The following is a 21409-nucleotide window of genomic DNA, read 5'->3' on the forward strand; positions in this document are numbered from 1 at the left end:
TGCTTGCTACCAACCCTACATTTCTATTTTTAAGAAACGAGCAGTTTCACTTTCTTTATTTTTGATCAGATCTTCTGGTGTTCCTGAAAATAATATTTTTCCACCTTCTTTTCCACCCTCTGGACCGATATCAATCACCCAATCTGCACATTTAATGACATCTAAGTTGTGCTCAATAATTAAGATTGTATTTCCTCGGTCGACTAATCGATTGATCACATCCATGAGAACATGTACATCTTCAAAGTGTAAACCTGTTGTGGGTTCGTCTAAAATGTAAAACGTATTCCCGGTATCCTTTTTCGATAATTCGGTGGCTAGTTTAATCCGTTGTGCTTCACCTCCTGACAGTGTTGTCGATGATTGCCCTAATGTGATATAACCTAATCCAACATCTTGCAATGTCTTTATTTTACGGTAGATGGCTGGGATGTTTTCAAAGAAAACAACAGCTTCATCCACACTCATATCCAGCACATCAGAAATGGATTTGCTTCTAAATCGAACTTCTAAGGTCTCTCTATTATAGCGTTTGCCATGACACGTTTCGCAAGGAACTTGTACGTCTGGGAGAAAGTTCATCTCGACAACTTTCATTCCTCCGCCCTGACAGGTTTCACAACGTCCTCCTTTGACATTGAATGAGAATCGCCCTGGCTTATATCCTCTGATTTTTGCTTCTGGCAATTGTACGAACAAGGTTCTGATATCTGAAAATACACCTGTATAAGTAGAAGGATTGGATCGAGGGGTACGACCGATTGGACTTTGGTCGATCTCGATCACCTTATCAATATGCTCTAACCCTTCAATACTTTTGAAGGGAAGGGGTGTTGCTTTTGCCCGGAAAAAATATTTATTCAGAATTGGATACAATGTTCCTGTGATTAAACTGGATTTTCCAGAACCTGAAACACCAGAAACTGAAATCAATTTTCCTAGTGGAAAGTCAACAGAAACATTTTTTAAATTATTTCCAGTAGCTCCTTTGAGTGATAATGTCTTTCCGTTTCCTGATCTTCTTACCTCTGGTGTGGGTACTGCTTTCTTACCATTTAAGTAAGCTGCCGTTAAAGAATTCGATTTTAAGATATCTTTTGGTGTTCCTTCTGCAACGACTTCACCGCCATTGACACCTGCAGCTGGTCCCATATCGATTACGTAGTCGGCATTTAAGATCATGTCTTTATCGTGCTCGACAACCAAAACAGAATTCCCAATGTCGCGTAAGTTTTTTAGAGAGTTGATCAATCGCTCATTATCGCGTTGATGAAGACCAATACTGGGTTCATCTAAGATGTATAAGACATTGACCAGTTGTGAACCTATTTGTGTTGCCAATCGAATACGTTGCGCTTCTCCTCCAGAAAGGCTTTTTGAAGAACGATCGATAGTCAGGTAATTCAGCCCAACATCCAATAGAAATCCTAAGCGTGACTGTATTTCTTTTAATATTTCGGTAGCGATGATCTGTTGACGTTCATCTAACGTTGCGTTTACATTTGAAAACCATTCGTATAGGGATTTAATATCCATACGCGCAAGTTCATAAATGTTTTTACCTCCAAATTTAAAATGTAGGGATTCTTTTTTTAATCGAGCGCCTGTACAGGTTGGGCAAACAATCTTCGAACGAAAATCATCTAAAGAAGCCATATCATCACTTGATTTACCAGATTGGTCTTCTAACATTTTAAAAATACCATCAAATTCAATTCGGTATTCTCTCGATTCATAGGTACCATAGGAAACGGATACTGAAATGGGTTCTTCGGATCCAAAAAGTAGGATGTCAATCTGCTCTTCTGTTAGTTTTTCCAAAGGAGTACTCAAAGAGAAATCAAGTTTTTTCGAAACAGCTTTCAATACTTGAAAATTCCAAGTTTCCTTAGCAGGCCCTAAAGGAGCTAAACCACCTTTCAAAATACTTAATTTACGGTCTGGTATAACAGTATTTTTATCAATTTCGAAAATATAACCTAAACCATCACATTTTGGACAAGCACCATAAGGGGAATTAAAGGAGAAGGTATTGGGTTGCGGTTCATCATAAGAAATACCAGATTCGGCATCCATCAAATAGCGGCTGAAGAATTGTTCTTGATTTTCTTGGTTGGCGACTTTGATGATTCCTTTTGCCGTCTTCATGGCTTGTACAATGGAAGTCTGCAAACGTTTTTTATCATCTGCAGTTATTTTTAGACGATCGACAACAATCTCAATATCATGGATTTTATAACGATCGACCTGCATTTTCGGTGTTATATCGAGGATTTCTCCATCTACACGCACTTTTACATAACCTTGTTTGCGAATCTGTTCAAATAATTCGCGATAGTGACCTTTACGACCTTTGATAACAGGAGCTAAAATATGAAGTGCCTGTCCGTCAAAATCTGTCAAAATGCGGTCAACGATCTGATCATCAGACATGCGTTGCATGCGATTTCCAGTAACATAGGAAAAAGCTTCACTGGCACGTGCAAATAATAAGCGCATAAAATCATACACCTCAGTAATGGTACCTACTGTAGAGCGGGGATTCTTACTGGTGGTTTTCTGCTCGATAGAAATAACAGGGCTCAATCCAGAGATCTTATCGACATCAGGGCGTTCCATGCCTCCTAAAAACTGACGGCTATAGGCACTAAATGTCTCCATATAGCGTCTTTGTCCTTCCGCATATATCGTGTCAAATGCTAATGATGATTTACCACTGCCACTTAAGCCTGTAATGACGACCAATTCGTTTCTGGGAAAAGAAATATCAATATTTTTGAGGTTGTGGACACGTGCTCCAAATACTTGAACTTCACTTTGTTCACCTAAATCAGGTGTGATTTTCTTTGTCATGTAACCGTTGTATTCTTCCTAACGCAGATGAATTTCTGCAAAACATGCAAAATTACTGATTTTTAATGAATTTTAGTTGTGATGCTGTTGATATAATTGTCATAAGAGTGCAAATGTATACTGGAAATGAAAAGTATAATTTGTACTTTGCTGACATTGTATTTATGAAGAAATTAGACGTTAGTAAACAAGAAAAGGAATCATTAGAAGAAGCGATACAATTTTGGCAGCAGGAAAAAATTATCGATGAATCGACTGCTCATGCTATGATTGATGCGATTGATGTGAAAAGTTTCGATTGGAAGCGTTTAGCCAGGTATGCCTTTTGGATTGCTTTGGCTTCTTTAGTTTTTGCTGTCTTTTCGTTGATGACAGATACGACCTTTCTCAAATTTGTCGATACACTCTATGAAGCACCTAATATCTTATTTTGTTTGTTCTTCGCGGCATTAGCGGTTTTATTTTACACCTTGGGGTTTCGTTACAAAACAAAATTTCCAAACAAAAATCTCTCTATCGAAACCATGATGTTGATTGGCGTGTTTGCTACAGCGGCTTGTATTGGGTTTTTAGGGAAGGTATTGGATAAAGATAGTATGCATTATTCTTTGCTATTCTTATTGTCTGTACTCATCTATGGCTATCTCGCGCATCGGTTACAGTCAAAACTGATTTGGATTTTTATGCTGATCGCTTTAGGTATTTGGTTTGCAACGGAAACAGCTTATCATAGCGATTGGGGTTTTAAATTCTGGGGAATGAACTATCCACTTCGTTTTACCATTTTTGGATTCTTATTGACATTAATAGCTGTTTTTGTACAACCTCGTTTTAAGAAATTGATGGAATTTCAACCGTTGAGTTATTTGATTGGTTTATTGTATTTGATGATCTCATTATGGGCGCTTTCTATTTTTGGGAATTATTCGGATTTCTATGAATGGACATTGGTACGGCAGCTTCATATATTTTACTGGGGATTATTATCAACAGGAGTGTCTGCTGGGTTGGTCATTTATGGATTGAAAATGAAAGATAACACTACGCGAGAAATTGGCTTTGTGTTTTTTGTGCTGAATGTCTATACTCGTTATGTCGAATATCTTTGGGATAATATCAACCGAGCGATCTTCTTTCTTATTCTGGCGATTTCATTTTGGTTCGTAGGGCGTTGGGCAGAACAATTATGGCAGAAAAGAGAAGAAAGAAGAGGTGGGTAGCCAGTATTTAGAATAGGATAATACAGAATCTGAAAGACACTAATATCTACGATTCAGCTTTTTGAATGGATTAAAACTGAATCGTAAATCCGACTCCTCGGGAAGAGATAATTTGTAGTTTTGGATCATGCTTGAGGTATTTACGAAGCCTAGTAATGAAAACATCCATGCTTCGTCCATTAAAGAAATCATTGGTTCCCCATACCTGTTCCAATATTTCCTCTCTGGTCACCAATAATCCATTTCGTTCACTGAGAAATAACAACAGCTGCGCTTCTCTTTCTGTGAGTTTGATTTGCTCCAAAGCATGACTTAAAATTAGTCGCTCGGGATAGAACTGATAACTTCCTACTGCTATATGTGCTGTTGGGTCTTGCTTTTTGTTCCTCTTTAAGATATTTTGAATCCGCAAGACCAGCTCTTCAGGGTCACAGGGTTTGGTGATATAATCATCAGCACCTATTTTCAGTCCAGTCAATTTATCTATTTTTTGTTCTTTAGCGGTTAAAAAGATAAAAGGCAGTTTTGGAAAAACTTGATTGATTTCTTGTGCTAAGGTGAAGCCACTTTTAATGGGTAACATGACATCTATAATCAACAAATCATAGGGTAGGAGGTTACTTTCAAAACCAACAATTTCCATTGGGTTTTTAATCCAGTTGACATCATATCCAGAAAGTTGTAGATAATGCTGTAGCATAAATCCGAAATCGGAATCATCTTCAACCAACAAAAGTTTCGTATTCATTGGGTAATGTAATCGTAAAAGTGGTTCCCTGGTTAAGTTTACTGTCGATGTGTATCTGTCCTCGATAATGATCAACAATCTTTTTGACGAGATAAAGTCCTAGTCCTAGTCCTTTGCTGTTATGAATATTATCTTTTTGTATCCGATAAAATTTTTCAAAAATATAAGGAATTTCGGCTTGATCTATTCCTAAACCATTATCGCTAACCTGAAGCGTAAATAGGTTATTTCGAAGCCCCAGTACGATATCCAGTTGGGTACCACCATATTTTATACTATTATCCAGTAAGTTTAAAAGCACTGTTGTAAAATCAGCATCATTGATGGGAATCGCTTCTTTCAGTGATGTGCTTACGTTAAACTGAATATTGGTATGGGTAAGTTGGAAATCGGATAAAATGGCGTTCACTTTCGAGCTGGTTATCGCTTTATTTACAGCCATTTCTTCTCCTTCCATTAAAGGGTGCAAGGTTTGCTCCAATCGATCAATCTGACGGTCAAAAACATCGATAATAGCGACATCAGGAAGTTTTCGCATTGTTTTAGAAGCAATTTTTAATGTCGCAATTGGTGTTTTTAATTCATGTGAGATATTATCTACGATATCATGTAGTACAATAATTTGCTTTTGTTGTTTTTGTAAATTTTGATAGGTCTTATAAAACAGGAACAATAAAGCTAGTAAAATGAAGAACGTATTCAATAGAAGAAAAATAAGTTCCTTAAAGACAATCCAATTTAGATTGACAACCTCAAACGTTGATTTTCGGAGGACAAGAAAGCTGTCCATGTTTTCTTCTTTGTTCAGTTCAACACTTTTTTCCTTGGTTAACTGATTAACGGTTTTAGCGGTAGTCCATGTGCTTGAAGATAGTTCTATTGGCTGTTGGATAACTCCTGTTGTTTTGTAGACAATTATGGGTGTATCAATGAGCGTTTTATTTAAATTTTTATAATCGATCCGCAGGATGACTTTTTGTAGCTTCACCTGATAACCGAATGGAGCAAAAAGACTATCCACATAGTGGGTGAGTACTTGTTCGGATCTTTTTGCTTTTTCTTCATAGATCTTTTTAAGATCTTGAGCGATGATTTTTCCTTGCGCCAGTTCAATATAGTAGGCTGTGGCATCCTGATTATTGAGTAAATCGTTATCAAAAAGAGCATCATGGTCATCGATCTTTCCTAATTTTTCTTTTGTTAAGGAATAGATTTCACGCTTCTTCAACTGAAAAGAATTCAATAATAAATAAGCTTGAATTCCTATAAGAACAAGAAAGAGTGCAATAAAAATATAATTTCTAGGCTTTAATTCCATATACAAATATACTTGCAGATTTTGAAGAAATGATGCTTTAACCCTTCATTAACCTTTCATTAACCATGGGTTCCATGTGCTTGACGCACTTTTGTGCTATCAATATAGAAATCGCATGAAGTATTTATTAGGTCTTTTATTAGTACCATTTCTTGCACAAGCACAAGTTAAGCAATTATCAGGTATGGTATTCACACAAGCTGGAGTTCCATTGGCCGATGCAACAATCGTTTTATTGGACAGTGCTTATCAACCTGTTCAAGAATCCAAAGCCAGTGTAACCGGTAGGTTTGATCTTTCTATCAAGAATAATAGCCGATATTACTTGACCCTATCACATTTGAACTATCAAAGTAAAGAGATCTACTTTCGAGGAGATACTGTACAAGCGATATGGTCAATCGCGTTGGTTCCAAATGCGACTACACTTGAAGAAGCCCAAGTAACGGGTGCACGCCCAAAGGTTATTCGTAAGGTCGACCGCTTAGAATTTAATGTGCAAAACAGCAATTTATCATCGTTGAACAGCTGGGATATCTTAAAGCGAACACCTATGGTGATGGTAAACGGGAGCACCATCTCTGTTCGGGGTAATCAAAAAATTGTGGTCTTGATCAATGAAAGAAAAGTTATGTTAACAGGAGATGAGTTGAAAACCTTATTAGAAAATACCACTGGATCTGATGTGCAATCCATTGAAGTGATTACTAATCCACCAGCAAAATATGAGGCTGAGGGAAGTACAATCATTAATATCAAACTCCTCAAATCGCAACTTTACGGTTATCGTGGTGTTCTTTTAGCATTGGCTGAGCAAAGTAATTATGGTAAACAGCTATTTGGATTGACCCAATATTATAAAAATGAAAAATTCAACTTTCGAGGAACCTATAATTACGGTCGAGGGACGTATGCGCGTTATGGAACAGACTTTGTCTATTATCCCAATGAACAAGCATCTTGGGAAAGTACGATGACACGTATCGATGAAAACAAGAATCAAAATAGTTATGTGTTTTCAATGGAATATACGCCTGATACGACTTGGAGTATCAACATGGGATTGAATGGATACTATGGCCCTAAATCTACAGGATTATATGAAGTGCCAACTGTAATCTACGATAAAGCACATGTGCCAGAGTCCTCATATTTAACCAAGAATGATCATTTGGAATCCAATAAGATCAACAATCTGTATTTACAGGTTAATAAAAAAATAAATCCCAATTGGAGTGTAAATTGGTCGTCTTATTTTACCACAAGTCGAAAAGGTAATAATCAGGATGTGTTGACTGATTTGAAGTTTAAAGACCAGGAGCCTACGAGCACACGTTTTATCAGTAATAATGATAATAAAAATCAATTATTCTCTACACAGCTAGATTTTACCGCAAATATTAAGGATTTAGCGGTTGAGTTTGGGGGAAAATTCAGTGATGTGACAACGAAAAGTACGTTATTATTTTCGGATGATGTATCAGGGAGTGTGCAAGAACGTCCAGATAAAAGTAATGTTTTTGATTATGATGAACAGAATTTCGCAGTATATACATCGATGAGTTATAAATGGAAGAAATGGAGCTGGAAGGCGGGTTTACGTACTGAAAATACGGTTCTTAATGGTGTCGTTACTGAGCCTGCAGATCAGAACCATCAAAACTATTGGGCATTGTTTCCTACATTTTATGCGCAATATAATACGGAAAAAGAATATCAATGGGGATTTTCTTATGGTAAACGTATCAGTAGGCCAGCCTACTCTTGGTTGAATCCTGCCAAATCATATTACAATCTCTTTGCTTATTTTCAGGGGGATCCTCGACTACGTGCGACCATTATTCATAACCTCAATCTTACGCTCACAAAAAATGCTTGGAATGTGGATTTATTTTATCGTTATGAAAAATGGCCTTCGATGGAAATTTCCATTCAGGATAATAGCAGTCATCAGTTGATGTATCATTATACCAATATCAAGAAAGGACAGGGAGCAGGACTCGATCTCAGTAAGAGTTTTCAATTTACAAAGACATGGAGTTTAAATACACAATTAGAAGCGATGTATAATGAGAATTATTATCAAGATCAAGCTGATCAGTTACACAAAAATAAGGTGTGGATCGGGAATGGTAATATCAGTTCCACATATACCTTGGATAAAAATTCAGGATGGAATCTGGAAATCGGAAATACCTTTACTTCTCCGACAATACAGGGGCCCTTTAAGATTACGGGTTATTCCAGTACTTACCTGATGACCAATCGGAAGTTCTTGCATAAACGGTTAGAAGTCAATCTCTCTTTCATGGATATTTTTAAAACAGAGCAGATTAAGGTTTCGTCTTTATATGCTGATCAAAATAATTACTATAAAGATTATCGAGATACGCGAAAGGTAAATCTGACACTACGTTATCATTTTGGGAATCAAAAAATCAAGAGTAGTAATCAACCCGCTCGAACAGAAGAACAAGGACGCTTGTAGTTGTTTGTCTGAAGGCATTGACGGAGCAGATTTTCGATTTAATAGGTCAGCAGGTTATTTTCGGAATATTGCGTTATGAAGAAAGGCTGAATGAATAACTGTTGTAAACGATTATTCATTCAGCCTTTTTAAAGTATATTACTTTTTTATCAACTTTTGGTCTAGCAAAAATTAAGAGATTCCTTTTAAGAGAAGTTGATCAAAAAATTAATTGATCTTCAATGAATAGGTAATTTGAACACCTCCTGCAGCAAGCATATCATGTACGGAACAGTATTTCTTTACCGCTAATTCTGCTGCTTTTTGTGCTTTAATTTCATCAATGTCTCCTTTTAAGTAAAAACTAATGTGGATATCGGTGAAAATATTTGGAATTTCTTCACGGCGTTTTCCTTCGACTTCGACTTGAATATCATCAACTTGTTGTCTTTGTTTGGCCAAAATGCTATAGAGATCAAATACACTACAAGAGCCCAAAGCCATCAATACCAATTCCATCGGACGCACACCTTTTCCTTCACCCCCAATAGCTTCGGAACCGTCGATATTTACTTTTACATTGGATGTTTCACTGGCTGCTTCAAAATGTACAGCTTTATTTTGGCGACTTAATGTTACTTTCATGATTGCATTTCCTTGTATAAGCAAATGTACGAAATGACTATCGTTAAATAAAACGCTTGAGCACACAGGATAGTAATAGTTATTAAGTTTTATGGAAGGTTATTTTTGGATGAAAAATCTTTAAAAGTTGTATTGTACAAAAAATAGGTAGCATCACTGGAAGAGTTTAGGAGAAGATCATGCACAAGAATGGAAATTAATAACAAAAAAGAGGATAGCCATCAATGACTATCCCCTTATAAATTCTTTATTTTCTAAGCTTAAGGAAGCTTTACACCTCTAAAATCAGCAATATTTAATCTTGGAACTTGTGCTGTATATGTTTTGTTTATGGCTTCAATAAATACATTGGCCATCAACGCATTTCCAATAGGCGTTAAGTGTATACCGTCTAATGAAAAACCATTTCCTGTAATATACTTAGCACTTACAGCTAAACCATCGATCTTAATACCATTTTTAACGGCTGTTAGAAATGCATTCACATCAGCAAGAGCTAGCCCTTTTGCTGTGGCTGTACTTCGGATTGCGGCATTGAATTGATTCACACGCGCCACTACCTCTGCTGCTTCTGTTATATCTAAAACATATTTATCTGCAACAGGATTTAAAGGATGTAAACCATAAGGAATGTGATTGGCATTTGGTACCCCTAACAATCCTGCTGATGAAAAAGGTAATACAAAGAAGTCCTTATCAGTTGCTGCTCGAGGGCCTGTTTTAGTTGCGATATAAATATCGGTCACCTTTGTCGTGCTAGCAGCGTTAACTACTGCTAATAGTACTGCACGTGTTACTGTGGTAAAATAAGGAACAGAAGTTACATCAGGAATCGTTGCTAATACTCCTTTTTGACCTTTAGCAGTCAAAGCTGTTACATAATTGTTAAGCAGTGCTGAGAATAAAGGAAGAGCTGTTAATGTTGTTGTTGGACCTTCTGTAACAGCACCATTTGTCGCATACCCCAAAACATCATTATTTCCTAACGAAAATGTGAAAAAAGTATGATTTTGAGCAGTTGAATACGTGAAATAGTTCATCGATGGGGATGTTCCTTCTGGTAACAGACGCTCAAAATACATGTTTCCAGCAGCTGTACCAATGCCTGGTGCAAAAGCCATGTCCATGCGCATACCTGGTACGCCTAAATTGTTGATGGGATCGGTGTATTTTGTCAATAGTTTTGGAGAAGGGGAACGATAAGCTAATTTATCCGTTACCTGTTCTGTTACTGGTTGACCATTAACCAATGCTTTTAGACGAATATATCCAGATCCATTTGCTTGTTCTTCACTAAAAAAAGGAGATTTAAATTCACCTCCTCCAACTTTTTGAAGTTGTTGAGCAATTAATAATGGGAAAGCGACTTTTTGGCCTTCTAAATATAGCCCTCCGTCTGCATATCCTGCTGAAAGAGAGTTTCCGATAGCAATATACTTGCTAAAGTCTGCCTTTGTACCCGCAGATGGCGTAAATTCATCTAGAGTCGGTTTACATGCCGTAATACTGAGTATAGCAATTGCAACTCCTATATATAGTTTATTTCTTTTCATGATGATAACATTTTAGTTATAAATGCTTAAAATTTGTAACTTAACGCAATTCCTGGAGCGTAAATATTCGTAACATATGTTCCTGATAAATGAGTTTCTACGTTATTCGCTTCACGGGGAAGTATTCTTTGATAGGCAAAAGATCCTGTCAAGTCAAATTTCTCAGACATATTATAGGTAAAACCTCCTGACACCAAGAAACGGTTGTTATCTGGAGTTTCAGGATAAACATAATCTTTACTAACAGGAGTTGCTATGTATCCGCCCCCTACACGTAATTGTAGTTTTTCACATGCAAGATATTCAATACCTGCTTTAATAGAACCTGCTTTTTTATAGTTTTTTGGTGAATGTGTATCTGGGGTATTGGCGCCGCTGTAGTCGAAATTCAATTCTTTATAGATATCGTAATTGATGACAGTTCCATCTACGGCCATTTTCACCTTTTCACTAATTGGGAAAGTTACTCCTACAGCGAAAGTGGATGGTAACGGTAACTCGGCACTAAATTTACTGTCTGCAGGAAATGTTCCTTGAGCAGCTTCAGGGACAGTGAATTTAGCATCCCCATCTTTCAGTTTCGTAATAACTTTTGAGCGATAACTCATGGAAATAGCAAATTCATCCGTTAAGTTATAATGAGCACCTACATTATATCCAGTACCAGTACCTGTTCCTTTCAACTCTGCCAATCCCGTAGATCCATCTTGGAAATAAACAGGAATAGCGCTTTGAAGATCGACAGATCCGATGTTATAAACAAATCCACCACCGATACTGAAATTATCAGTTAGTTTGAAACTTAACGTTGGTTGTATATAAATAGCACGTAATGCTAAGCTCACTAGACTGAATTTACCCGTCCACTCTGTCCCCCAATCAACAGCGCCCCCATAAGGAGTGTATACGCCTATACCCGCTTTCCACCATGAGTTTTTAGGACCTACGGTTGCAAAAAGTGAAAACGGAGGTGTTACTTGACTTTTCGTATGGTTGACTACTGAACTTCCAGTAGCTTGAAAAGCTGATCTATACATGACCGCATTTGCGGCAACAGAAATCGCATTATGATCCATTTTTGCAAGTGCCCCTGGATTATAAAATATCGAAGATTCATCTGTAAAGTAGGCAGAACCTGCACCACCCATACCCACAGATTTAGGACTCTGAAGGTTGACTTGGGACCCCTGTGCAAAAAGTAATGAAGGGGATGCACAAAGCAACGCAATTAATAACTTCTTCATATACATGTAATTTGGTTTATATATTGTGTTTGAGTTTATAATGCTAACATAGTAATTTTTTGTTATTTATTGATATTTTTTTGGCATTTATTGATAAATATTTATTTCGTAAATATTGACACTAATAATTGTAATTTTTGTGGTAAGATTAGAATGAAATCATTAAATTGCTAAAAAAAATAATTATGGCAACAGTAACATTCAAAGGCGGATCTGTAAAAACAGTAGGAAATTTACCTGCTATAGGTAGTGCAGCTCCCGATTTTAAATTAACAGCAGGAGATCTGTCTGATAAATCATTGACAGATTATAAAGGAAAAAAAGTTGTTTTAAATATTTTCCCAAGCGTGGATACAGGGACATGTGCGGCATCTGTTCGTGCTTTTAATAAATCAGCTGCAGACTTGGAAAATACAGTAGTACTTTGTATTTCTAAAGATTTACCATTTGCACAAGGACGTTTTTGTGCAGCAGAAGGATTGAATAATGTGGTGACGTTATCTGAGTATAAGGATACTAATTTTTCTGATGCTTATCAGTTGAGATTCGCAGATGGTCCTTTGGCTGGATTACTAAGCCGTGTTGTCATTACTCTAAATGAAAATGGACAAGTTCTTTATGAAGAACAAGTCGCAGAAACAACAGAAGAACCAAATTATGAAGCGGCTTTAGCTTCTTTGAAATAATAGGATTAGCTTTCATAAAACAAAAGCCAGCTCAAAATTTTGAACTGGCTTTTGTTTTTTGTGTATATTCAGGAATGCTATAAAAGTTGTATCTAACTTTTGTAGCATCGTCTCTGTAAATTTATTTTGTTTTTTCTAAGGCTTGCAGAATATCTTGAATAATATCTTCTTGATCTTCAAGACCCACCGAAAGTCGAATGCTTCCTGGTTGAATACCCAGATTCACTCGTTCTGCTTCTGATAATTTAGAATGTGTCGTTGACCCTGGATGAGTAGCGATAGAACGTGCATCTCCTAAGTTAGAAGTGTACAAAATCATATTCAACTCATCCAAGAATCGAAATGCTCTTTCTTGTCCACCTTTTACAATAAAAGTGACGATACCACCTCCAGCTTTCATTTGTTTTTTCGCTAATTCGTATTGCGGATGAGAAGGTAGAAAAGGGTATTTAACATCTTCGATTTCAGCATGCTTTTCCAATACCTCTGCAAGTGCTAATGCATTGCTACAATGTCTATCCATACGTAAACCTAAAGTGTCTAGGCTTTTGGAAATAACCCAAGCATTGAATGGTGATAGAGAAGGGCCAGTATGGCGAATGAAAAACATTAATTTATCAATCAAGTCTTTTTTACCTACAACTAATCCTCCTAATACACGACCTTGCCCATCCATATATTTGGTTGCAGAATGGATGGATAAGTCAAATCCATATCTTAATGGTTTTTGTAGGTAAGGTGTTGCGAAGCAATTATCGATTGCGAGTATGATATTCGGATATTTCTTTTTCAGAGAACCTAACCATTCTAAATCCACTAATTCTAATCCTGGATTGGATGGTGATTCAAGGAAGATAATTTTTGTATTCGGTTGGATGGCTTTTTCCCACTCTTCAGGATTAACAGCATCAACATAAGTAGTGGTTACTCCCCAACGAGGAAATAACTGTGTAAATAATTGATGTGTCGACCCAAAAATAGCACGTGAAGAAACGATATGATCGCCGCTTTCAATAATACCTGCAAAAGATGCAAAGACAGCTGCCATACCCGAAGAGAATGATAAACCAGCTTCAGCCTCTTCTAGGATACATACTTTATTGATCAGTTCGGAAGTATTTGGATTGGCATATCTTGAATATACCATCCCTTGCTCTTCTTCAGCAAAAATGGCTCTTCCTTGCTCAGCACTATCAAAAATAAAACTGGAAGTTAAGTATAAAGGAACGGAATGCTCACGTGTTGCAGAACGATCGGCTTGTTCGCGTATAATTTTAGATTGATCTTTGTTCATGATAGGCCAAATTTACGTAAATGTTTGTTTGCTAGTTTAATAAATTTTGATTTTTTTGATCATTATTTTGACGATTATGTATACTTCAAACAGCTAAAGAAGATTTTATAGGAAGAATATATAATAAATCGATTGAGGATAGCTATGTGTAAACAATAAGTTGGGAAGCTATGGTATTCATAAAATAAAACAAGCTCCATATCGTAAGATACAGAGCTTGTTACATAAATTGTAAAAAATATAATCCTTATCGTTGCGGCATATGTTTACTTAGCTCCTCCATATCGAGACCAAGACCTTTTGCTACGCCTATTCCTAAATTAATATCTGCTCTAAACCAGTGACACAATTGACGATTGATGATTTCCATTTTCTTTGGTCCCTCAATCCCTGACATGGCTCCTGCAATATTTTCGATTAAATGTTGTTTCTGTTCGGCGTCCAATAAACGATATAGATCACCTGGTTGTGTATAGTGATCATCTTCTCCAGGAGCATTGCGATCATAATTATCGGCAACTAAACTGTCCAATTGTAGCGCTGGTTCTTTATACGATTGATCTTCATAATTTCCATCAAAACTATTTGGAAAATAATTAGGTTCAGAACCTTGGTTACCATTGACGGTCATTTGGCCATCACGTTGATAATTATTCGTCATAAATGGACATTGATTAACGGGAATTTGCTCATAATTCCCACCTAAACGATAACGTTGTGCATCTGGGTAGGACAAAATACGTCCTTGCAACATTTTATCAGGAGAGAACCCGATACCATCTACAATGTGTGCCGGAGCGAAAGCAACTTGTTCAACATGTGCGAAATAGTTATTCGGGTTTTGATTTAGCTCCATCACACCGACTTCAATTAATGGATATTCTTTTTGAGACCATACCTTTGTTAAGTCAAAAGGATTCCAACGGAAAGTTTTGGTTTCCGATTCGGTCATCACTTGAATATATAATTTCCATTTTGGAAAATCACCATTTTCAATCGCTGTATGGAGATCACGTTGTGCGTAGTCCATATCTTTTGACCGCATTTCATCTGCTTCAGCGCCAGTCAAGTTTTTGATACCTTGTTGTGTTCTGAAATGATATTTAATATAAACACGTTCGTTATTGACATTGATCATGGAATAGGTATGACTTCCGTAACCATGCATATGACGGTATCCAAAAGGAGTACCCCGATCGGACATCAATGTCGTGACCTGATGTAGCGATTCTGGATTTAAAGACCAGAAATCCCATACCATGGTAGCCGATTTGCAGTTTGTATACGGATCTCTTTTTTGTGTATGAATAAAATCGGGGAATTTCTTCGCATCCTTGATGAAGAAAACAGGTGTGTTATTCCCTACTAAATCATAATTGCCATCTTCAGTGTAGAATTTAACGGCAAAACCACGTGGATCTCTTTCAGAATCTGCAGAACCCTTTTCTCCACCTACTGTTGAAAAACGGATAAATAGTTTTGTTTGTTTACCAATTCCATTAAATAATTTTGCTCTGGTATACTTAGAAATATCATTAGTGACTGTAAAAGTACCATAAGCACCAGATCCTTTCGCGTGTACAATACGTTCTGGAATTCGCTCTCTATTAAAATGTGCTAATTTTTCATGTAGAAAATAATCTTGCAATAAGACTGGACCTCTTGGACCAACTGTCATGCTGTCTTGGTAGTTTACAACTGGAGCTCCCGACGCAGTCGTAATTTTTTTGTTCTTGTTATCTTCCATGTTCATATTGGTGTTAATTCTCTTTTGCTTTAGAACAAATTTAACTGAAAATCATGTTATTATCTCATTGATAATTTTGATGAGATATAGATCTTGATTATCACTTGTTGTTGTATTTATAAATATAATCAATTGATTGATTAAAGAAAATAGCTTAGTTCAATTTTAATTACCCTAAAATAAAACTATATTTAGGCCTTTAAACCTTTTTCTTCGTTATACTATGTTAACATTCCTTCTTTCTAGTTTGTTTTTAGTCAATTCTGGTGTTCTTCCTGCAAAAAAGGTAGATCCACCCAAACCATACGGTGCTGTTCCATCGGAACGACAGTTGAAATGGCATGAAATGGATACCTATTGCTTGATTCATTTTACACCAACCACGTTTCAAAATAAAGAATGGGGATATGGGGACGCTAACCCTGAAATTTTTAATCCATCGAATTTTGATGCGAATCAAATTGCAAGGGCAGCGGCTTCGGCAGGTTTTAAGGGGTTGATCAGCGTGACTAAACATCATGATGGTTTCTGTCTTTGGCCAACGGCTACTACAACTTATAGTGTTGCTTCCTCTCCATGGAAAAATGGTAAGGGTGATATGGTCAAAGAATTTATGACTGCTGCCCACTCCAATAATATGAAGTTTGGGGTGTATTTGTCCGCATGGGATCGTAACGATACACGTTATGGTACGGCTGCATATGCAGATGCGTATCGTGCACAGTTGACGGAACTGATGTCTAATTATGGAGAATTGTTTACGTCTTGGCATGATGGTGCAAATGGAGGAGATGGATATTATGGGGGATTAAGGGAGAAAAGAACGATTGATCGTAGTACTTATTATGCTTGGGAAGATAAAACATGGCCTATTGTTCGAAAACTACAGCCAATGGCTATGATTTTTAGTGATATTGGTCCTGATATGCGCTGGGTAGGAAATGAAAAAGGTTTTGCAGGAGAAACTTCTTGGGCAACATTTACACCAGAAGGTGTAGATGGGCAAAAACCTGTTCCAGGTCATATGAATGATAAAACATTAACTTCTGGGGTTCGTAATGGCAAATATTGGATTCCTGCAGAATGTGATGTTCCACAAAGACCAGGATGGTTTTATCACTCTGAACAAGACGCACAGGTAAAAACACCAAATCAGTTATTCGAAATCTATTTAAAATCTGTAGGACGTGGTGCCAATATGAATCTAGGGTTAGCACCTATGCCATCTGGACAACTGCATGAAAATGATGTCAAATCTCTTGAAGGATTTGGAAAAAAGGTGAAAAAGACTTTTGAAACGAACCTGGCAAAAGGCGCTCAAATAAAGGCTTCCTCTATCCGCGGCCATGCAACAAAAGTATATGGAACGCAGTATATCCTCGATAATGATCGCTACAGCTACTGGGCTACAAATGATCAAGAGCATCAAGCAACATTAGACATTACCTTAAAAGGGAAACAAACTTTTGATATTATCCAGATCAGAGAAAATATTAAATTAGGTCAACGTTTGGATAGTGTTGTTATTGAACAAAAAGTAGATGGAGCATGGGTTTTCCTTGCTAAGGCAACGAGTATTGGAGCTAATCGATTGCTGAAATTGGATAAACCTGTGACCATACAACAATTACGTCTTCATTTATTTGCTCCTGTTGCCATTACTGTGAGCGATTTTGGCTTGTATAAAGAATATAATGAACCTTTTGCTTTTACTGCTTCAGGTTTAAATAAATTATCCAGCGATCAATTTATTGTTGAAACTTCTCCAGAATTAATAAAAGCGCATGACGAGAATGGTCAAACTTTTGCCGCACTGAGTGCTGATTCTGATGGATTTACTTTTGAATTGAAAAAAGAAATTTCAGGATTTGGTTATTTACCTCGTCAAGATGGTAAAATAGAAGGTACGGCTACAAAATATAAAATCTATACAAGTCAAGATAAGCAAAAATGGGAACTGTTAAAGGAGGGTGAATTTTCGAATATCAAAGCGAATCCGATTTTACAACAGGTTATGTTTGACTCATCAGTGCAAGCAAAATATATCAAATTTGTTCCAACGGAAACGTTAACTAAAAATCTATTCACAATAGCAGAATTCGAATTATACTCGAAGTAAAAATGAAATTTATAACGAAGTCAACGTTATTCAGTTTGATCATGATCACATCCTTTCAAGCGTTTGCTCAAAAAAAGGATCCATTGATCATGTGGTATGATCGACCTGCTAATCGTTGGGAAGAGACGTTACCCTTAGGAAATGGATTGATTGGTATGATGCCTGATGGGGGGATTCAAAAGGAATCGTTAGTACTGAATGAAATATCCATGTGGTCAGGATCTGCAGAAGATCCCAACAATTATGAAGCTTATAAAAGTGTTCATAGGATTCAACAGCTACTGATTGCAGGGAAGAACGACGAAGCAGAGCAATTGGTCAATCAGAACTTTGTCTGTAGTGGACAAGGATCGGCTTTTGGATCAGGAGCAAATGCTCCTTATGGAAGCTATCAGAATTTTGGTTTTCTAAAATTCAATTACGACATCAATCCAAAAGACGTTTTGCATTACGAAAGATCGCTTCATATTGGAAATGCAACGGCTAAAACTTCCTTTACAGCTGATGGTGTCACTTATAACAGAACTTATTATACTTCGTTTGATCAAAATGTGGGTGTTATTCATCTCACTGCTTCAAAGAAAAAAAGTATCGGTTTTACTGTGGCTTTAGAAAGATCAGAAAATATCGATTCTTATCAAGTTAAGGATGGTGAAATAACATTGTTGGGTTCTTTACCTGATGGTAAAGGAGGCAAGAATCTACAGTTTGCCAGTAAAGTGAAAATCGTGTTCAAAGGTGGAAATCTTACCGACAATGGTAAACAGCTCGTGTTGAAAGGTGCTGATGAGGCAACTGTTCTTTTTACTGCAAGTACAGATTATTATGGATCGAATCCGCAAGAAGTAATTGCTAAGAATATAGCTGCGGTTGAAAATACGAGTGAGAAAAGACGACATGCCAATCATCGATTAGCATATACAAAGAAATTTGATCGCGTTCATTTAACAATCACCGATGAAAAACCTAAGTTTGATATTCCTACGGATCAGCGTTTAAAGCAGTTCTTTGAAAACCCTGCCTTGGATAATGGATTAGCGACTTTATACTTTCAGTTTGGACGTTACTTAAGTCTTTCCAGTACAGCACCTGAACAGGTGAATGCATTGCCCCCTAATTTACAAGGTTTATGGGCTCATGAGATTCAAACTCCTTGGAATGGGGATTACCATTTGAATATCAATGCACAGATGAATCATTGGGGTGTAGAAGTTAATAACCTATCAGAATACCATAATCCATTTATTGCACTCATTAAGCGTATTGCAAAAACAGGTGAGAAAACAGCTAAAGCTTATTACAATGCACCAGGATGGGTTGTGTATATGATGACCAATGTTTGGGGGTACTCAGCACCAGGAGAAAATGCTTCTTGGGGATCAAGTACTGCTTCGGGTTGGTTGTGTAATCATTTATGGGATCATTATTTATTTACACAAGATAAAGCATATTTAAAAGAGGTTTATCCTGTTTTAAAAGGTGCTGCGGAATTTTACGATTTTACTTTGGTGAAAGATCCCAAGACTGGTTGGCTAGTAACTTCACCGTCGGTATCTCCTGAGAATGGATTTCGTCTTCCGAATGGAAAATCAGCTTCGGTTGTTATGGGGCCAACGATCGATAATCAAATTGTTCGTGAATTGTATGGTAATTTGATTCAAGCTGATAGCCTTTTACAGATGAATGATCCATTTGTTCAACAATTAAAAGGTAAATTAAATCAAATTCCTCCTCCTGTGATCGTGAGTAAAAGTGGCCGTGTGCAAGAGTGGTTAGTCGATTATGAGGAAACGGAACCCAAACATCGTCATGTCTCTCATCTGTATGGTTTGTATCCTGCTAATTTCATTTCTCCTCAGAAGAATAAAGCATGGGCTGATGCTGCTCGTAAGACATTGGAAGTACGAGGTGATGAAGGTACTGGTTGGTCGCGTGCTTGGAAAATTTTATTTTGGGCAAGACTACAAGATGGAGACCATTCCTTAGAAATATTAAGACAATTGCTAAAACCAGCTTTTGTTAATGAAACGACTTACCAGGGAGTGGGAGCAGGGACTTATCCGAATCTGTTTTGTGCGCATCCTCCTTTTCAGATTGATGGAAACTTTGGTGGATCAGCAGGGATTGCAGAGATGCTGATTCAAAGTCATGCAGGTTTTATACACCTATTACCAGCTTTACCTAAAGCGTGGAAAGAGGGATCGGTAAAAGGATTGAAGGCTAGAGGTAATTATACTGTTGATATCTCCTGGAAGAATGGTCAGGTTGTCGATTATAAAATAAGGGGGGAGAACAAATCTGTCGTAAAAATTCTTAATGGAGCAGTATATCAGGATTATCAGATAAAATAGGTTATAAATACAATTTTGTAAACAGGTTGTGAATTTCATTGAATTCACAACCTGTTTTTATTTTATAGTCTATTTACGCTTCTTTTTTTTAGTTTTTGTGTACGCGATTCTTTCTCAAATTTAGAAGAAAGAAAGATTAGGTTCATTTTCATTCGAAACGTCAAAAATAAATTATAAAATGATTTACGTTTATTGTCCACTATATTGTTTAAATTTGAATAATTAAACAATATATGTTTTTAATAGTTGGTTTTTGAGATGAAAGTTGTTCAATTTACCGTTCCTGTGCCGAACCAAGGTTCAGTTTGTGTGCAAGAAGATCTTTTGCTTGAGTTCTATAATAACTATCATCGGCATAAAGAAATTCAAGTGACCTACATATTAAAAGGGCAGGGTACTTTTTTGATTGGTAATTTTACACATCAGTTTAAAGAAGATGAAATTTATATCGTTGATGCAAATGAACCGCATATGTTTAAAAGAACAGAGCTATTGACGGAAACGATGAGCGAATCAACAGATCAGGAACAGATTCATGCTATTCATGTTTTTTTTGATTACAATAATTTTAAAGATTTTTTACAACTTCCCGAATTAGGGCAAGTCCGTTTTTTTTTAGAAAACATTAGTGTGAGTAAAAAACTGGATGTTGAACCAGGCTCTTCCATCAAGCGAAAATTTCTTCAGATCAATGAAGCTGAGGGGCTAGATCGACTAACTGGTTTTATTGGTCTAATTGATTACTTAAGTGAGAAAGTTGATCTTTGGACTTCACTTTATACTGGAATTCCTCAAAAAAAATATTCCGATGCAGAGGGTATTCGGATTAACGAAATCTTTCAATATACATTTGAGCATTTTGCGGACAAAATATCGCTGGAAGATATCTCAGGTATTGCGCATATGACTCCTCATGCTTTTTGTAAATATTTTAAAAAACATACCCGAAAAACATATATTACCTTTCTGAATGAGATCCGGATAGAACAAGCGTGTAAGATGCTTATTCATGAGCTTTCGGAAAACGTATCGGATGTGGCCTTTAAGACTGGCTTTAATAATGTCGTGAATTTTAATCGGGTATTTAAAAAAATTACGAAGCAATCTCCAAGTGAATACCTTGCTCAGCATAAAATAAAAGATATTAACTAATCAATACCTTTA

General features: G+C 36.7%; 14 protein-coding genes. 6 read left to right on the plus strand and 8 right to left on the minus strand.

The genetic code is table 11. The features are described 5' to 3' along the window. Window positions 1-15: 15 nt before the first annotated feature. Entirely contained in the window at window positions 16-2853 is a 2838-nt protein-coding gene (gene uvrA, locus LZQ00_RS18190; protein WP_234510676.1) for an excinuclease ABC subunit UvrA, read from the minus strand. Window positions 2854-3017: 164 nt separating this feature from the next. On the opposite strand from uvrA, the gene LZQ00_RS18195 reads away from it, so the two are divergent. Then, the gene (locus tag LZQ00_RS18195) at window positions 3018-4073 is read left to right on the plus strand and encodes a DUF2157 domain-containing protein (RefSeq protein ID WP_234510677.1); all 1056 of its coding nucleotides are present in this window, start codon (window positions 3018-3020) and stop codon (window positions 4071-4073) included. Window positions 4074-4143: 70 nt separating this feature from the next. Here LZQ00_RS18195 and LZQ00_RS18200 read toward each other — a convergent pair whose 3' ends face one another. Continuing rightward, complete coding sequence (locus tag LZQ00_RS18200) at window positions 4144-4821, minus strand: response regulator transcription factor (RefSeq protein WP_234510678.1); 678 nt, start codon at window positions 4819-4821, stop codon at window positions 4144-4146. Continuing rightward, window positions 4796-6139 (minus strand): sensor histidine kinase, encoded by a 1344-nt coding sequence (locus LZQ00_RS18205; protein ID WP_234510679.1) that lies wholly within the window; start codon window positions 6137-6139, stop codon window positions 4796-4798. Before LZQ00_RS18205 ends, LZQ00_RS18200 begins: the two co-directional genes overlap by 26 nt. A 115-nt stretch (window positions 6140-6254) precedes the next feature. Between LZQ00_RS18205 and LZQ00_RS18210 the strand changes: the two genes are divergently transcribed. Continuing rightward, window positions 6255-8627 carry an outer membrane beta-barrel family protein gene (locus LZQ00_RS18210; RefSeq protein ID WP_234510680.1) on the plus strand — a complete coding sequence of 791 codons (2373 nt, stop codon included), beginning with the start codon at window positions 6255-6257 and terminating at the stop codon, window positions 8625-8627. A gap of 207 nt (window positions 8628-8834) precedes the next feature. On the opposite strand, the gene LZQ00_RS18215 is transcribed toward LZQ00_RS18210, so the two are convergent. The 3 genes from LZQ00_RS18215 to LZQ00_RS18225 form a co-directional block, all read right to left on the minus strand. Then, window positions 8835-9251, minus strand: a complete 417-nt coding sequence (locus LZQ00_RS18215) for an OsmC family protein (RefSeq protein WP_234510681.1) — start codon at window positions 9249-9251, stop codon at window positions 8835-8837. Window positions 9252-9511: 260 nt separating this feature from the next. Next, complete coding sequence (locus LZQ00_RS18220) at window positions 9512-10804, minus strand: SGNH/GDSL hydrolase family protein (RefSeq protein WP_234510682.1); 1293 nt, start codon at window positions 10802-10804, stop codon at window positions 9512-9514. Window positions 10805-10830: 26 nt separating this feature from the next. Beyond that, window positions 10831-12048, minus strand: coding sequence for an OmpP1/FadL family transporter (locus LZQ00_RS18225; protein ID WP_234510683.1), 1218 nt, complete (start codon window positions 12046-12048; stop codon window positions 10831-10833). Window positions 12049-12233: 185 nt separating this feature from the next. Between LZQ00_RS18225 and tpx the strand changes: the two genes are divergently transcribed. Next, window positions 12234-12734 carry a thiol peroxidase gene (gene tpx, locus LZQ00_RS18230; protein WP_234510684.1) on the plus strand — a complete coding sequence of 167 codons (501 nt, stop codon included), beginning with the start codon at window positions 12234-12236 and terminating at the stop codon, window positions 12732-12734. A 121-nt stretch (window positions 12735-12855) separates the two neighbouring features. Here tpx and LZQ00_RS18235 read toward each other — a convergent pair whose 3' ends face one another. Both LZQ00_RS18235 and LZQ00_RS18240 read right to left on the minus strand, forming a co-directional pair. Next, window positions 12856-14028: a trans-sulfuration enzyme family protein gene (locus tag LZQ00_RS18235; protein WP_234510685.1), complete on the minus strand. Its 1173-nt coding sequence runs from the start codon at window positions 14026-14028 to the stop codon at window positions 12856-12858. Window positions 14029-14275: 247 nt separating this feature from the next. After that, window positions 14276-15775, minus strand: coding sequence for a catalase (locus LZQ00_RS18240; RefSeq protein ID WP_234510686.1), 1500 nt, complete (start codon window positions 15773-15775; stop codon window positions 14276-14278). Window positions 15776-15998: 223 nt separating this feature from the next. On the opposite strand from LZQ00_RS18240, the gene LZQ00_RS18245 reads away from it, so the two are divergent. The 3 genes from LZQ00_RS18245 to LZQ00_RS18255 all read left to right on the plus strand — a co-directional run bounded on the left by LZQ00_RS18245 (window position 15999) and on the right by LZQ00_RS18255 (window position 21397). Continuing rightward, complete coding sequence (locus LZQ00_RS18245) at window positions 15999-17894, plus strand: alpha-L-fucosidase (RefSeq protein WP_234510687.1); 1896 nt, start codon at window positions 15999-16001, stop codon at window positions 17892-17894. Between the two features lie 2 nt (window positions 17895-17896). Further along, window positions 17897-20245 (plus strand): glycosyl hydrolase family 95 catalytic domain-containing protein, encoded by a 2349-nt coding sequence (locus tag LZQ00_RS18250; protein WP_234510688.1) that lies wholly within the window; start codon window positions 17897-17899, stop codon window positions 20243-20245. A gap of 258 nt (window positions 20246-20503) precedes the next feature. Beyond that, complete coding sequence (locus LZQ00_RS18255) at window positions 20504-21397, plus strand: AraC family transcriptional regulator (protein ID WP_234510689.1); 894 nt, start codon at window positions 20504-20506, stop codon at window positions 21395-21397. Window positions 21398-21409 lie beyond the last annotated feature (12 nt).

This window comes from Sphingobacterium sp. SRCM116780, assembly GCF_021442025.1.
Lineage (GTDB): Bacteria > Bacteroidota > Bacteroidia > Sphingobacteriales > Sphingobacteriaceae > Sphingobacterium.